This window comes from Microcoleus sp. FACHB-1515 (assembly GCF_014696105.1).
Classification (GTDB): Bacteria; Cyanobacteriota; Cyanobacteriia; order Elainellales; family Elainellaceae; genus JAAUTJ01.
This window is the reverse complement of the sequence record NZ_JACJPO010000048.1, coordinates 43,931-56,530: the sequence shown is the minus strand read 5'-3', so window position 1 is coordinate 56,530 and position 12,600 is coordinate 43,931. Positions and strand designations below refer to the sequence as shown.

Annotated in this window: 14 protein-coding genes and 1 pseudogene; 6 read left to right on the top strand and 9 right to left on the bottom strand. The window is 50.3% G+C overall.

Features of this window, described 5'->3' with window-relative positions:
• From H6F67_RS16915 to H6F67_RS16900, 4 genes and pseudogenes are all read right to left on the bottom strand, one after another.
• A pseudogene (locus H6F67_RS16915) lies at positions 1-696 on the bottom strand (IS21 family transposase); the annotation flags it as partial.
• A 46-nt stretch (positions 697-742) separates the two neighbouring features.
• The gene (locus tag H6F67_RS16910; protein ID WP_190767792.1) at positions 743-1,831 is read right to left on the bottom strand and encodes a hypothetical protein; all 1,089 of its coding nucleotides are present in this window, start codon (positions 1,829-1,831) and stop codon (positions 743-745) included.
• Between the two features lie 216 nt (positions 1,832-2,047).
• The gene (locus H6F67_RS16905) at positions 2,048-2,731 is read right to left on the bottom strand and encodes a hypothetical protein (protein ID WP_190767791.1); all 684 of its coding nucleotides are present in this window, start codon (positions 2,729-2,731) and stop codon (positions 2,048-2,050) included.
• Positions 2,724-3,845 carry a tyrosine-type recombinase/integrase gene (locus tag H6F67_RS16900; protein WP_190767790.1) on the bottom strand — a complete coding sequence of 374 codons (1,122 nt, stop codon included), beginning with the start codon at positions 3,843-3,845 and terminating at the stop codon, positions 2,724-2,726. The genes H6F67_RS16905 and H6F67_RS16900 overlap by 8 nt, the downstream gene beginning before the upstream one ends.
• A 438-nt stretch (positions 3,846-4,283) precedes the next feature.
• On the opposite strand from H6F67_RS16900, the gene H6F67_RS16895 reads away from it, so the two are divergent.
• The gene (locus H6F67_RS16895) at positions 4,284-4,613 is read left to right on the top strand and encodes a hypothetical protein (RefSeq protein ID WP_190767789.1); all 330 of its coding nucleotides are present in this window, start codon (positions 4,284-4,286) and stop codon (positions 4,611-4,613) included.
• 190 nt (positions 4,614-4,803) lie between these two features.
• On the opposite strand, the gene H6F67_RS16890 is transcribed toward H6F67_RS16895, so the two are convergent.
• The 4 genes from H6F67_RS16890 to H6F67_RS28170 form a co-directional block, all read right to left on the bottom strand.
• Positions 4,804-5,196: a hypothetical protein gene (locus tag H6F67_RS16890; protein WP_190767788.1), complete on the bottom strand. Its 393-nt coding sequence runs from the start codon at positions 5,194-5,196 to the stop codon at positions 4,804-4,806.
• 248 nt (positions 5,197-5,444) lie between these two features.
• Entirely contained in the window at positions 5,445-5,987 is a 543-nt protein-coding gene (locus H6F67_RS16885) for a hypothetical protein (protein ID WP_190767787.1), read from the bottom strand.
• 145 nt (positions 5,988-6,132) lie between these two features.
• Positions 6,133-6,651, bottom strand: coding sequence for a hypothetical protein (locus H6F67_RS16880; protein ID WP_190767786.1), 519 nt, complete (start codon positions 6,649-6,651; stop codon positions 6,133-6,135).
• Positions 6,652-6,674: 23 nt separating this feature from the next.
• Positions 6,675-6,797 (bottom strand): hypothetical protein, encoded by a 123-nt coding sequence (locus H6F67_RS28170; protein WP_277874603.1) that lies wholly within the window; start codon positions 6,795-6,797, stop codon positions 6,675-6,677.
• A 507-nt stretch (positions 6,798-7,304) separates the two neighbouring features.
• Between H6F67_RS28170 and H6F67_RS16875 the strand changes: the two genes are divergently transcribed.
• The 5 genes from H6F67_RS16875 (at position 7,305) to H6F67_RS16855 (ending at position 11,509) form a co-directional block, all read left to right on the top strand.
• Positions 7,305-7,499: a heavy-metal-associated domain-containing protein gene (locus H6F67_RS16875; RefSeq protein WP_190767785.1), complete on the top strand. Its 195-nt coding sequence runs from the start codon at positions 7,305-7,307 to the stop codon at positions 7,497-7,499.
• A 15-nt stretch (positions 7,500-7,514) separates the two neighbouring features.
• Complete coding sequence (locus H6F67_RS16870) at positions 7,515-7,925, top strand: heavy metal-responsive transcriptional regulator (protein ID WP_190767784.1); 411 nt, start codon at positions 7,515-7,517, stop codon at positions 7,923-7,925.
• Positions 7,926-8,104: 179 nt separating this feature from the next.
• Positions 8,105-10,411 carry a heavy metal translocating P-type ATPase gene (locus H6F67_RS16865; RefSeq protein WP_190767783.1) on the top strand — a complete coding sequence of 769 codons (2,307 nt, stop codon included), beginning with the start codon at positions 8,105-8,107 and terminating at the stop codon, positions 10,409-10,411.
• An 85-nt stretch (positions 10,412-10,496) separates the two neighbouring features.
• Entirely contained in the window at positions 10,497-11,084 is a 588-nt protein-coding gene (locus H6F67_RS16860; RefSeq protein WP_190767782.1) for a cupredoxin domain-containing protein, read from the top strand.
• Between the two features lie 281 nt (positions 11,085-11,365).
• Complete coding sequence (locus H6F67_RS16855) at positions 11,366-11,509, top strand: hypothetical protein (protein ID WP_190767797.1); 144 nt, start codon at positions 11,366-11,368, stop codon at positions 11,507-11,509.
• Between the two features lie 92 nt (positions 11,510-11,601).
• On the opposite strand, the gene H6F67_RS16850 is transcribed toward H6F67_RS16855, so the two are convergent.
• Entirely contained in the window at positions 11,602-12,588 is a 987-nt protein-coding gene (locus tag H6F67_RS16850) for a phosphotransferase (RefSeq protein WP_242020677.1), read from the bottom strand.
• Positions 12,589-12,600 lie beyond the last annotated feature (12 nt).

Below are 12,600 nucleotides of genomic sequence, written 5' to 3'. Positions count from 1 at the left end.
CCGGTAGTGGTCGCACAACTGCTCGTACAAGCGGGTGACAGGTTTATCACGTTTGCCGCCCAAGTTGCGGTAAGCGGCGCTCAAGCTGTCAGTGCGATGCTGCTCGGGCACACCGCCGCAGGCAAACAGGGCGTTTTGCAAGCCTTCGCACAAGGCGATAAAGCTTTCGCCGCCCTGAATAACTTGGGCGTACTGCCAGCCGCTGTAGGCGAGTCGGTAGTGGTAGAGCAAATGCTCGAATGGCTTACCGCCGATGGTGACGCTGACGCCCTTAAGTTGGGTGAAGTCGGACAAGCCCAGGCGTCCAGCCTCGTGCCGTAGCTCGAACATCACAGGCGGCGATTCCCCGTGCAACGCCTTCCATGCTTGGACGCGACGCTGCAACGTCCGCAACACTTGCCCATACTGACCGGGATAGCGATCTTGCAAATACTCGAACAAGGTCATGGGCTTGAGCTTCGGTTCACGCCGCAGCATTGGCTCTAGCTCGCTGTTCCATACCTGAGCAAGCGGGTCAGCGCTGGCAGGTCTATTGGGTGGCTGGCCGCGCCTCGGTTGGTGAGTGCCAGCGTCAATCCGTTGGGCACTGCGCTCGGAGAATTCGGCCACAGAAGCGGCGTCGGCTTGGGTCAAGCCGAGATTGCGTGCGTTCATATACACTCGAATTTGATACGCTTGAATTGTTTGACCAGGCACTGTTGAGCGGCTCCATTTCACACATGGACTGCCCAAGAGTGTCTTTTTATTGCGGCTTGAACTTCAAGCTTTGGCGCAACGATGGGTGATTTGATGGACTAATGCTCAACCCGCCAAGGCATTGGCGTTGCCCGTCATCTGCATTGTCGTCTGACACACGATTGAAGAACGCTCCAGAATATTCACCTAATTGCTCTAACAGAATGGAAGTGCGACGTATTCCAGGCTGATAGGTACTACGATGCAAACTACGGTAAAAGGCTAGTTTTAGCGCAAGCCTATGATGGTAAGAGTCAATCTCAAGTAAGTCCTTACTCAAAGAAAGTATATTGTTAGAAGAGTTGACCAAAGCCTGACGAAATTCTTTTTGAAATGGCTTAACCCAATGTCCAGGTTGCACTCGAATCACAATTTCTTGAATTTCTTCTCCCACCAGGTTTTCCGATGAGATTTTTTTGATGTCTACACCCCAAATCGGCTGATTTAGGCACCGGTAGGAAAAATTTGTGTCCCACGGGCTAATAAAATGGAGCCAACCCAGAAGCAAAGTGTACTTGGCTAGTTGGTTTAAAAGCTCTGAACGATTTCTCTCCTTGTTTTTAGTCCAGCCAAGCGTCTGTATGAGATCGCTTCCCTTAAGACAAAAGCTTGTGTTCGTCGCATTTCTCGACGTGTAGGCGCAAAAGATGAGATGAATCTTGGCAACTTCCACTCCCAAGTGTTTAGGCGCATGAAAAATTGTGTTTAGTATAGTTTGTGCATCCCAAGCTTGCCCGTACAGCGGCAGCATTTGGTAGGAGAGAGCGTACCGCTTTTGCACGGCTTTTGGAGTAAATTGGGTTAAAACAAAGCCTTCATCTCGATCCAGAGTTTCCCATTCGCCTGAGCGTATGAGTGGTCGTAAAATCGATTGCCAGAATCGTTCAAACAGAATTAGTCTAATGCCAAGACTTTTAGAATAGGGTGATACCAAAGATACATCAAGTGGGCTTAAAAGAACTGCGACCATCTCCATGATTAGTTGAGCGGCAAGAGATTGATTTTCTCCTAAGTCTTTTGTCTTCCACTTAGCAGGATCAAGTAAGGCAAGGACAATACTGGTTGGCAGCAAACCTGTAAAAACTGGTTCTGTCACTCCACTCTTGAAGAGAGGAGGCTCTACCGCCTTAAGCAAATTTTCAAGTTCAGCTTGTCTTTGATAAAGGCTTTCAGGTTGATTCTCAAAGCTGTTAAACCCACTTGTTCGCCGGAAGAGTGCTATGGCTTTATCGAAATTCTGAATCTGCTCCCCTAGAGTAAAACCAAGATCCTGAAGAATTTGCCTTAGACGACGATAGAGCCAAAGTTCTGATTAAAATCCTAAAAAGTATTCCAGTTCTTCTACAGAAAGCTTTTCTATCCCAATCTGCTCAAAGTTTTCATGTACTAGCCCTATAATATGATTCCCATACCATTCTTGTAACTGGTGTTTTATTTCCTGATGGTTAAAATATTGATTGAACAAGTTTTTGATTTGACCTGAAGACATACTCCCTATGAAATCCAATCCCTGAGCATCCTCCATGCTAGCCAGCGTTAAAGCAGCCATTATCTCCCCTACTTCTTGTTCTAAATCATTGTGCAACTGGATCTTCCAGACCCGACATAACTTGTCTAAGTGATTTGTTACTCGAACAACGAGTTTTGGTTTATCTCTCAGTGCAATTATGTGTTTATTGTCTTCAGAAATGAAGATTTCAAAGCACGTCCGTCTCTGAATCACTTTGTAGTCTAATTCCTGTAACTGAATTTTTGCTTGTATTTTTTCTAAATAAACCTCAAGTGCATAGTCGGCAATCTCAAGTAGAACCTGTTCAAAAATGGGTTGATACACATTACGTCTGAGTGCCTGAATCTGCTGATTGACGGCTTTTCTATCAATCAAACCCAGTAGGGTCAAATGAAGCTTTGCTCGTCGGCTGGCAGGTGTTGAGCAAGAGACGAAGCTGCTGGTTACAGCATTCGTATCATCTATATCAGTCCAGTCATCACTCATGATCAAGTTCCTCGCCTCGCATTTGTCGGAATGCCTTTTCTGCTTGCTTTTCGCGAGCTTTGTTGCTGTACCGCTTAAAAACCGATACGGATCGATGTCGAGTCAGTGCCATTGCAAGGTAAGCATCCATGCCGCCCGTCACCAAGTTTGAGGCAAAGGTATGGCGCAGTTGATGTGGATGGACTTCCGCTAAGGCAGCAATCTCCCAACCTACCAAATCCGCTACTGAATGTGCTTCGGGTTCATCTTGAATCTGTTCAAGTGCGAGGTCGATCGCCATTTTCCCCAGTTGCTTTATCACCAAATACACCCCATCGTAGCTAAGCCGCTTCCCCTTTACTCTGGGATCACGAGAGTAGTTCACAAACAGTGGAATATCTGCGATCAGTGATTCGCCCTGCGCTTTTCGCGCCTCCAAATAAACATTCAGTGCAGCACACGCAGCCGTGTCCAATGGTACTCGCCCAGTTGATCCCTGCTTCGCCTCCCGGATATGGAGCCGCCTGCCGTCATAATCTTCAACGTTTAAGTGACTTGTCTCCTCTGCTCGTAGCCCATGACTCAGGACCGCCAGCAGTGCAGTATCACGAAGCCGTGAATGCCCTCGTCGTTCCAAAGCAGCATAGAGTGTTTTAACCTGCATCTGGGTGAGTTCTTTGGATTCCGGTTCTGGTTCATTAGGCACGCTTACCGCTAGTGTCGGGTTCTCAGCAATGTAATGCGCCTGCTGCATCCAGCGGAAAAAGCTTTTGAGCGATCGTACTGTCAACGCTACAGAATTAGATGAAAGCTGCCGCTTCGGTGAATTTGTCTTTGAATCTTGAATCGCCGCTTTTTCTAAATGGTCTTTATAGCGTGTAACGTCCCAGGTAGTCACTTGATCCCAAGGCTTGTCTGTCCAGTTCCAAAACCGCTTTAATTCTTTGATGTAGGAGCGCTTGGTATTTGCTGATAAGGATTTGGCAGCCAGCCACTGTCCGACTCGCATCCATCGCAAATCATCAAGTGCAGGCTCTCTAAGATTAGGCGGATGCGGTTGGAGACGGTTCAGGGCAGGAGAAACTGAAGTAGGCAACTGGGGAGACTCAAAGAAGTTCAGTTTAGGGGTAGTCATGTTGCGGCTCCAGGGCTTCTGGATAAAGTTATGACCGATGTTAGTACAATTGCCCAGCTTCTTTAAGCTAAAGATAATCGCTTGGTATCTGTATCTAATTAAACTCTGACTAAATTAGCTGGAGTCTACCTACGAAAGTCAGTAAGCCAGAATACGTCGCCCCTCGGTCGCCTCAGATGCTCAGTTTGCATAGACTGTAGAGACGTACCTCGTTTTAATGGAAGCTAACAGTTAATGGCGCGACCCGCAAATCGCAATTGTATTGAATGTGCTCGGCTCTCTATTACAGAGGCGCGGCAGCGCCCATGCTGGACAGATGAACGAGAGCGGTGTCATAAACGCCGATCGCACTATTTGAAGCGGGGCGATCGCAACACTTCGCGTCGGGTTAAGTATCGATCAAGCCGAGCACTACAAGAAAGCTTTTCCCTGCCAACGATGCCTACTGCCAGCGTGATTTTGGTGATCTACAGCGAACAGCCTGATCACTTCAAATCCAACGAAACTCCTGTTCATGCACTTGGGGCTGAATTGTGGGTGGGCAGAGAATTCAAAGAGCAAATGATTCCTGAATTTTGCTACGGCAAGCGGGGTGACGAAGTGGCAGTACTTCCATCACTCATTCTCGAAGAGTTTTCTAAACGATTCGCCGAGTTGTACAACCAGGGCAAACGATTTCAAAGATTTGCGGCAAAAGTGCATCGCCATATTGAAGACTGTCCTGTTGCAAACCCGTTTCAGCCTACGACTAATAGTGCTGCAAAGTAGCAATGGCAATCCAGCAGATGGCAATTGACCTTCGGCAAGAACTCAAAGCATGGGTCGGCAGCGCCTCAGTCTGTCACTCTAAAGCGGTTGTGTGAATTGCTGGACTGGGCAGTTGCTTGCAGATACCTCAAGGGTTTTTACATCTGGCTGAATCAACCAGAAGCTAGGGCATTTATTGTCATCGCTAAAGTCAGAAGAACGTTTTATTTTCGCCAGCATAATCATCTGGGAAAACAGTGGGATTGTCTGTACTATCGGCGTTTGGCGGTTTCATAATTTCAATTTTTACTTGCTGTTGCAGTCTCAGAAGGGCTTGCTCGAATGCTTCTAAGTTCCCTGCCTGACATTGCTCCAGTAACTTTTGTGCCGACTCTGGCGGATGGGTGCGATCGATCAATTCCTGGCACAATTCGATCGCAGCCGTATCTTCCCAAGACGCTTCGATCAAACACTGCCGACAGGCAGCTTTCACGAGCAATTCGACCGTATCCTCGTGCGGCGACGGCAGCAATGGGCAATTTTCCATTAACCAGTGCAGGGCGCTCATTTCACGGCTCTCACCGAAATAAAAATAGTGTGTCATGCTGCTCCTCAATCTCAGATACAGGGAAGCGCTAGTGGGTCATTGAGCGGAGCAGGACGGATTTGACACACCACTGCCCATCTGTCTCCAACGTGATCAAAAGCTGAGCTGTCTTTAACCAGTAAAGAACGTCATCATTAACGCCTACCCCGGAGAATGACTTGAGCAGGATTCGACCAATGTTCGTAAAAATTGCGAACTTTCCAGGCGATCGGCTCAAGCAAAATCAGCGGTCGAGATTGAGTCGCTTAGTCCTCTCGGTTCAGTTCTGCTTGCTGAGTGGACAAGTATTGTTCGAGCGTCTCGACCGCTGCTTGCGTCAAAGCTTGCCAATCGCCTGAGGTCAACGTTCTCGCGATCAGCGCCCGCACTTGGGTTCGAGCGTCGTTGGCACGAGGGAGTGCCGCGCTGGAGTGATCCAATTGCGTCGCCTGCGATTGCTCAAACAGGTGCCAAAGCAGTTCCTGAGTTTCCGGCGGCGGTTGGCGAAAGCGTTCAATCAACAGTTGCTGCCCGATCAAAAGGAGCGTGTCGGTGATCCTGCCCAACTTCCACTCGCTCAGCAGCAAGCGGAATTCACTCAGCAGCCAATCGCGCAGTTGCGCTAAACGCTCCATTTCTATGGGATCTTGCAGGAACATCCCCATCTGTATGCCCCAGTTCCGTCCTGCGCCAATGTCGCAGCCGCACTCTTCTTCAATGCGAAGCAATTCTCGCACACGCGCTTCGGACAGAAACCTGTTGAACGGCGCTGAGGACGGCTCTTCAGGCGGGGAGTTGTTTGGGTTCATGCGGTTCTCCAAATTCATCAAGCGGGCAAAGCTGCAATCATCCAGTTGATACTCAAGCGGTTGAGGGACGGTTTCAAGGTAGAGGACTTACGGCACTCGATCGATCACGTTGGCAGTTGTCATCGCTCCTGCTGAACAGTCACGATTAGGCGAATATCGAGTCATAGCCGTCTTCAGGTTCCGGTAAATCCGACGGCACTACGTTTTGATATGCCACGACGGGATGCGAAACGAACAGCAGGGCGGCAGAATCAAACGTTGCCCGCAGCAATCGAGGGGTCATCTCTAAGGAGCGAACGTGATAAAACGATCGCCAAAAGAAAGATCGCTCTGCGGGTGTAATCATGCCCTCGAACCGGATTGCTGTAATCCGTACCCACTCTTGGCAAGCAGGTGGGCTGCCCAAGACTTCAACCCAACCGGACAAGCTAGGACGGTTGAAACATCGGGCAACCTCAACCAGTTCAAGCGCATCCGGATCGCTGAGAGGCTGCTCAGAAGCTTGCACAAACCCTTCCTGGATCAACTGTTCCAGTGTGCAAAGGGGCAGTTTATCAAAGCTAACTCGTCGCTGTTGTGCAGCTTGACTCTGCCAGTCGAGGGGTTGACCAAAGATGAGACGATCGCGCCGATCGCCGTCGAGATTTAAGGGGAGTGATGTCATAGCGTGTCGGGAATAAAAATAGGCTATTCTGCGGTTGGCGGCGGGGAGGATCGCGGTTGCGGCATCCCGTGCGCCGTAGACAGGAGTGACCACAGGCGATCGGCAACGGTGTAGGAATGAAACAATTCCCCGACAAACATCAGCACACAAGCCAACTCTTGGGTGACTCCGCGTTGCGAAGGAACCGCTTTTTGCCGAGTAGACCGCTTGCTTTCTTGAGTTGCTTGAGTGCCAAAGCCGAGCGGCGACTGCTACAGTGCCCCTTTCAACTGCTCAGTCAGCTTCACCCACTGTTTGAACCCTGAGAGCGGCAAGTCGAACTCAGCAGCGGTCTCCATCAGCGGTGGGGGGGCAAGGTTTAGCTACGAAGTCAGCGACAACCCGGCTCAGGGCGTTCAAGATGGTAATCATGTAGAAGTAATGATTGATCTTGCAAACTCGCCTTGTAGTGGTGGATGGTCGCCTCCACTTCCTCGCGGAGATTGCCGAAATGCAATAGCTACTCGCACAAGTCGATCGATAACCCGCAGCTCAGTCGAGTGTGGCGATCGCGATTGAGCCAGTTGAAAAATTGCTCCTCTAACCCCCTTGACTATCTAGCCCACTGGAGACTTCACAATGAAACTAATTCAATTAATTAGGGGAAATCTCCGATGACGCTTCAACTGAAAGTTCCCAACATGGCTTGCTCCGCTTGCGCTACCACGATTACCAAAGCTGTGATTGCCATTGATCCAGCCGCAACAGTGGATGCCGATCCCAAAACTAAGCAGGTCAAGATTGAAACGCAGGCCAACGCAGCCGATATCAAGCAGGCGATCGTCGCAGCGGGTTACTCACCAGAATAAGCCAGGAGATAGGTGATGTTAGCTCAGGAAACCCCACAACTGATCGGTGCGGTTGCCAAAGCCAGCGGTTTGCCGATCAAGACCATTCGCTATTACGAAGAACTCGGTTTGTTGCCGACTTTGGGTAGAACGGAAGGTGGCTATCGACTGTTTGATGTCGATGTGTTTACTCGTTTACATTTCATCAAACGCGCTCAACGGTTGGGCTTGAGTTTGGCAGAAATCAAAGAATTACTCGAAGTTCACGATCGCGGCCAGTTGCCTTGCGATGAAGTCAAGCTCAAGCTATCAGAAAAACTCCGAGAAGTCGATGAGCAAATTCATCAGCTACTCCTACTCAAGAAAGAACTTGAAAGCTTACTAGCGAGCGGAGAAACCGCTGCAACTCCTGAAGAGGCAATTTGTCCAATGATTGAGCAAAGCTAGGACAGCATTTCAACTGAGTATCCAAGCGCTTCATTTGCTCAAGACTGCTTGATTCTGAGCAGTTCTTTCTTGTTTTCGCTGCGTGCTTTAACGCAAAGAATAACGCGATCGCTCAGCATTCCCCAGCAATCGACTGACACACAATCCAGTTTGTGAATCTTTTAAAACGCGAGGTGCATATGGAGAAAACCACATTGAAGTTACAAGGCATGAGTTGTGCCTCCTGTGCCAACAATATTGAGCAGGCGATTCGATCGATTCCGGGCGTGAACGAATGCAGCGTCAACTTTGGTGCAGAGCAGGCGGCGATCGCCTTTGACCCTCAGCAAACCAATATTGCCCAAATCCAAGCAACAGTTGATGCCGCAGGCTACTCGGCGGTGCCGATGCAAGAGGATGTGCTGGCCCCCGAAGACGATCAAGAACGGCGCGATCGCCAAACTGAAAACCGCAAATTAAGCCGCAAGGTTTGGATATCCGGCCTGATCAGTGCCGTGATTGTGATTGGGTCGCTGCCGATGATGACCGGATTGCCCATCCCGTTCATTCCCATGTGGCTGCATCATCCGCTGCTTCAACTGGTGTTGACGACACCCGTGATGTTTTGGTGCGGTGGGTCATTCTTCGTCAATGCCTGGAAAGCACTTAAGCGCCACGCGGCAACGATGGATACCTTGGTGGCGATCGGTACAGGGGCAGCCTACCTCTACTCGCTCTTTCCCACCTTTGCCCCCGAATGGTTCATTCAACAGGAACTCAGACCCGACGTTTATTTTGAAGCTGCCGCCGTGATCATCGCGCTGCTGTTGCTGGGGCGACTGCTGGAAAATCGCGCCAAAGGGCAAACCTCCGAAGCGATTCGCAAGCTGATGGGCTTGCAGGCAAAGACGGCGCGGGTGATTCGACGCGGGCAGGAAATTGATTTGCCGATCGCCCAAGTCGTAGTCGGCGATGTGATTTTGGTGCGTCCGGGTGAAACCATTCCGGTGGATGGCGAAATCATCGAGGGCAGTTCAACGATCGATGAAGCGATGGTGACAGGCGAAAGCGTTCCGGTGAAGAAGCGATCGGGCGATGAAGTGATTGGCGCAACGCTCAACAAAACCGGAAGCTTCAAATTCCGCGCCACCCGCATCGGCAAAGATACGTTTCTGGCACAAATCGTCAAACTCGTGCAGCAGGCGCAAGGCTCAAAAGCCCCGATTCAGCGTCTAGCCGATCAGGTGACGGGCTGGTTTGTGCCTGCTGTAATTGCGATCGCGATCTTGACGTTCATCATTTGGTACAACGTCATGGGCAACGTGACGATGGCGCTCATCACCACAGTAGGTGTACTGATCATCGCCTGCCCTTGTGCCTTGGGTTTAGCGACGCCGACCTCGATCATGGTTGGAACCGGAAAAGGCGCGGAAAACGGCATCCTCATCAAAGGGGCGGAAAGTCTGGAACTGGCGCATAAGCTGCAAACGATCGTCCTCGACAAAACTGGAACTTTAACGCAGGGCAAACCCACCGTCACGGATTTCATCACGGTGAACGGAACCGCGAACGGCAATGAACTCAAGCTGTTGCGGCTGGCAGCTTCGATCGAGCGTAACTCCGAGCATCCGCTGGCGGAAGCTGTTGTGCAGTACGCGCAGTCTCAGCAAGTTGAACTGACTGACGTTCAAGAGTTTGAGGCGACAGTGGGCAGCGGGGTTCAAGGTTGGGTGAGCGATACCGTTCTGGGAGCGCTTCGCGATCGGCTCGTGCAAATTGGCACACAGCGCTGGTTGAATGAACTCGGCATTGACACCCAAGCTCTGCAAGCACAGCGAGACAAGCTGGAATATTTGGGCAAAACGGTGATTTGGCTGGCCGTCGATGGCAAAGTGCAGGCCATCATGGGCATCGCGGATGCACTCAAGCCGTCGTCTGTGCAGGCCGTTCGCGCCCTGCAACGATTGGGGCTAGAAGTCGTGATGCTCACCGGAGACAACTGGGGCACGGCGAAAGTGATTGCGCGGGAAGCTAACATCGATCGCGTGATTGCAGAAGTTCGCCCTGACCAAAAAGCCGCGACGATCGAAACGCTTCAGGCAGAAGGCAAGATTGTCGCGATGGTCGGCGATGGCATTAACGACGCGCCCGCACTCGCACAGGCTGATGTCGGCATGGCGATCGGGACGGGAACCGATGTGGCGATCGCCGCCAGCGATATCACGCTCATCTCCGGCGATTTGCAAAGCATCGTTACGGCCATTCAACTGAGCCGCGCCACGATTCGCAATATTCAGCAAAATCTGTTTTTTGCCTTTATCTACAACGTGGCTGGAATTCCGATCGCCGCAGGCATTCTTTACCCGATTTTCGGTTGGCTACTCAGCCCGATTATTGCAGGTGCAGCAATGGCTTTCAGTTCAGTTTCGGTCGTCACGAATGCGCTACGGCTCCGCAACTTTCAGCCCAAATTAAATGAATCAGGCAGAGGCTATCACCATGCTTAAACCAGCCGTATTCTTCTCAACATTAGCCGGATTTGGCTTTTTGATTGGCTCACTTTCAGGGGCAATTCTATAGGAGGTTTGGAGGATGAAAAAGCGAATGATTAGTGGTGTAGCAAGTTTTGGATTGGCGTTTGGCGTCGTCTCATTGCCAGCAATTGCCCAAATGCGGCACAACATGGAAAACATGAATTCTGCTCAACCTGAACAGGCTGAGTTTCGCCGGATTGAGCAGCCGATCGCCAACAAGGTTGCAGTGACACTGGGCGGTTTGGGCTTAATTGGCCTGGAGCTTTGGTGGTTCTTGCTGAGCAAACCTAAGTCACGGAAAGCAACGGCTGAGAGTGGCGTTCAAGAAGTCACGGTGACGGTAGACGGTGGCTATGAGCCGAGTCAAATTGTCGTTCAGGCGGGACAACTTGTGCGATTGAAGTTCGATCGCAAAGACCCCAGCAGTTGCCTTGAAGAAGTGCAATTGCCTGACTTTCACATCGCCAAACCGCTACCGCTCAACCAAACAACGGCGATCGAATTTACGCCGGAAAAACCTGGCAAGTATGAATTCACCTGCGGCATGAATATGTTTCGGGGCGCGATCGAAGTGCAGGCTGCCCAATCTACTGCAACGTCTCGATCGATTGCGGCGATGGCTGAATCTGCTCAAGCCCCAAAATAGTCCGAAACAATCGAAATCTTCACTCAAGCACTAGTCTGCTCGAATTCTTGCCTCTAGCGATCTTCTCCTAAATTCTTCAACAGCCCTTTGAGATTGGAAAGCCTATTTTCCTTACACTCAGTAGGGCTGTTTTCGATAAGAATCAGCGATCATTTCAGCTTCATTACAACTCCAATTTCAAATTTCATTCTGATTTCATTTTCACGTGAGACGCTATGGAAGAAATCTTGAATTGCAATTTGTAAAGTTCTGCCCTGAGTCATTTTGCCAAGATGTGCTTTATGCCTAATCGCTTTTCGCGCCGCGATCGCTTTCCTTCCGTAGGAAGGCAAATTTGGCAGGCCAGCCGATCGAAGCAGTCCGAAGACCAGCGCGAGACGAGTCTGGGCAGTCGGCTGATGGCAGCAGAATGCAGATGGTCGTGACGATGGGCTATTCGGTCACGGTTTCGGCAGCCAAGCTAATGATGGCGCAGATAAATCGTTAACTGTTCGATCAGTAGGGCATGACTGAGGCACTACGGCTCGGCAAATAGCAACTGCTCAGCGTACTGTAGCAAAATCTCGGTAGACGATCGACGTTCTGCAAACTGAGTACTTAAATAGATGTGTCGTACCAGAGTGAGGGCAGTATAGGCTTGTACTGATGCTTGAACAGCACTGCCAGAAAGCTGTACAAACGCTTTTTCTAGGGCAATTTCTCGATCGCGCAGTGCATGAACATCTCCAAGGGTTCTGAGTCCTTGCTCGGTCATGTGTCCAATAAAGTTACCGATATCGAGACCCGGATCGCCTTGGCAATACAAATCTAAATCTAATAAATACAATCGGGAGCCATCAACCAGGACTTGATCTGCATAGAAGTCTCGATGAATTCCGCAGAATTTGATTTCGGGCGTAGCTGCTCCTAAGCGATCGCAAAGATTGAGAATTCGCTGTAATCGCGTTTCCCAATGGGGATATTGCTGCATGACTTGAGAGAGGCGATCGCGCAAAATATTGAGTTCGTCTGTCATGGTGTGACGACGATGAGGTGGAATGTTGGCTTGGTGCAGTTTGTGTGCTGCTTCAGCAATGCGTTGAGCGAGAGCAATGCCGTTTGACTGAGGCAGAAGTTCGGTGGCGATCGTGCCTGGAACTTTGCGCTGAAGATGCATTTGCAAGTTAGGAATGAGGGCGATCGGTTCTGGAACAGAGATGCCGTCTTCGCTATCATCTGCAAATCCGGCGTTCCACAAAGCTTGCTGAAGCTGATAGCAGTGAACATCCGTGCCTTTGGCGCGAATTTTCCCGATCAGCGTGATTTTTTGAATGGGCAATCTGTTGACTTCCAGGTCATATTCGATCAGGCAGCGGCGACCTGGTTTATGACGCATAACTCGAATGGCGCAGAGTTGAGCGGTCTTCAAGGCAGGTGGTAGACATTGAGTAAACTGCTGCTGCACGAACAGGGGATCGATTGCCCGAATGAGCCAGGGCATTTTGACATCGGTTGTGATGTTCAAAGGGTCAGTAAT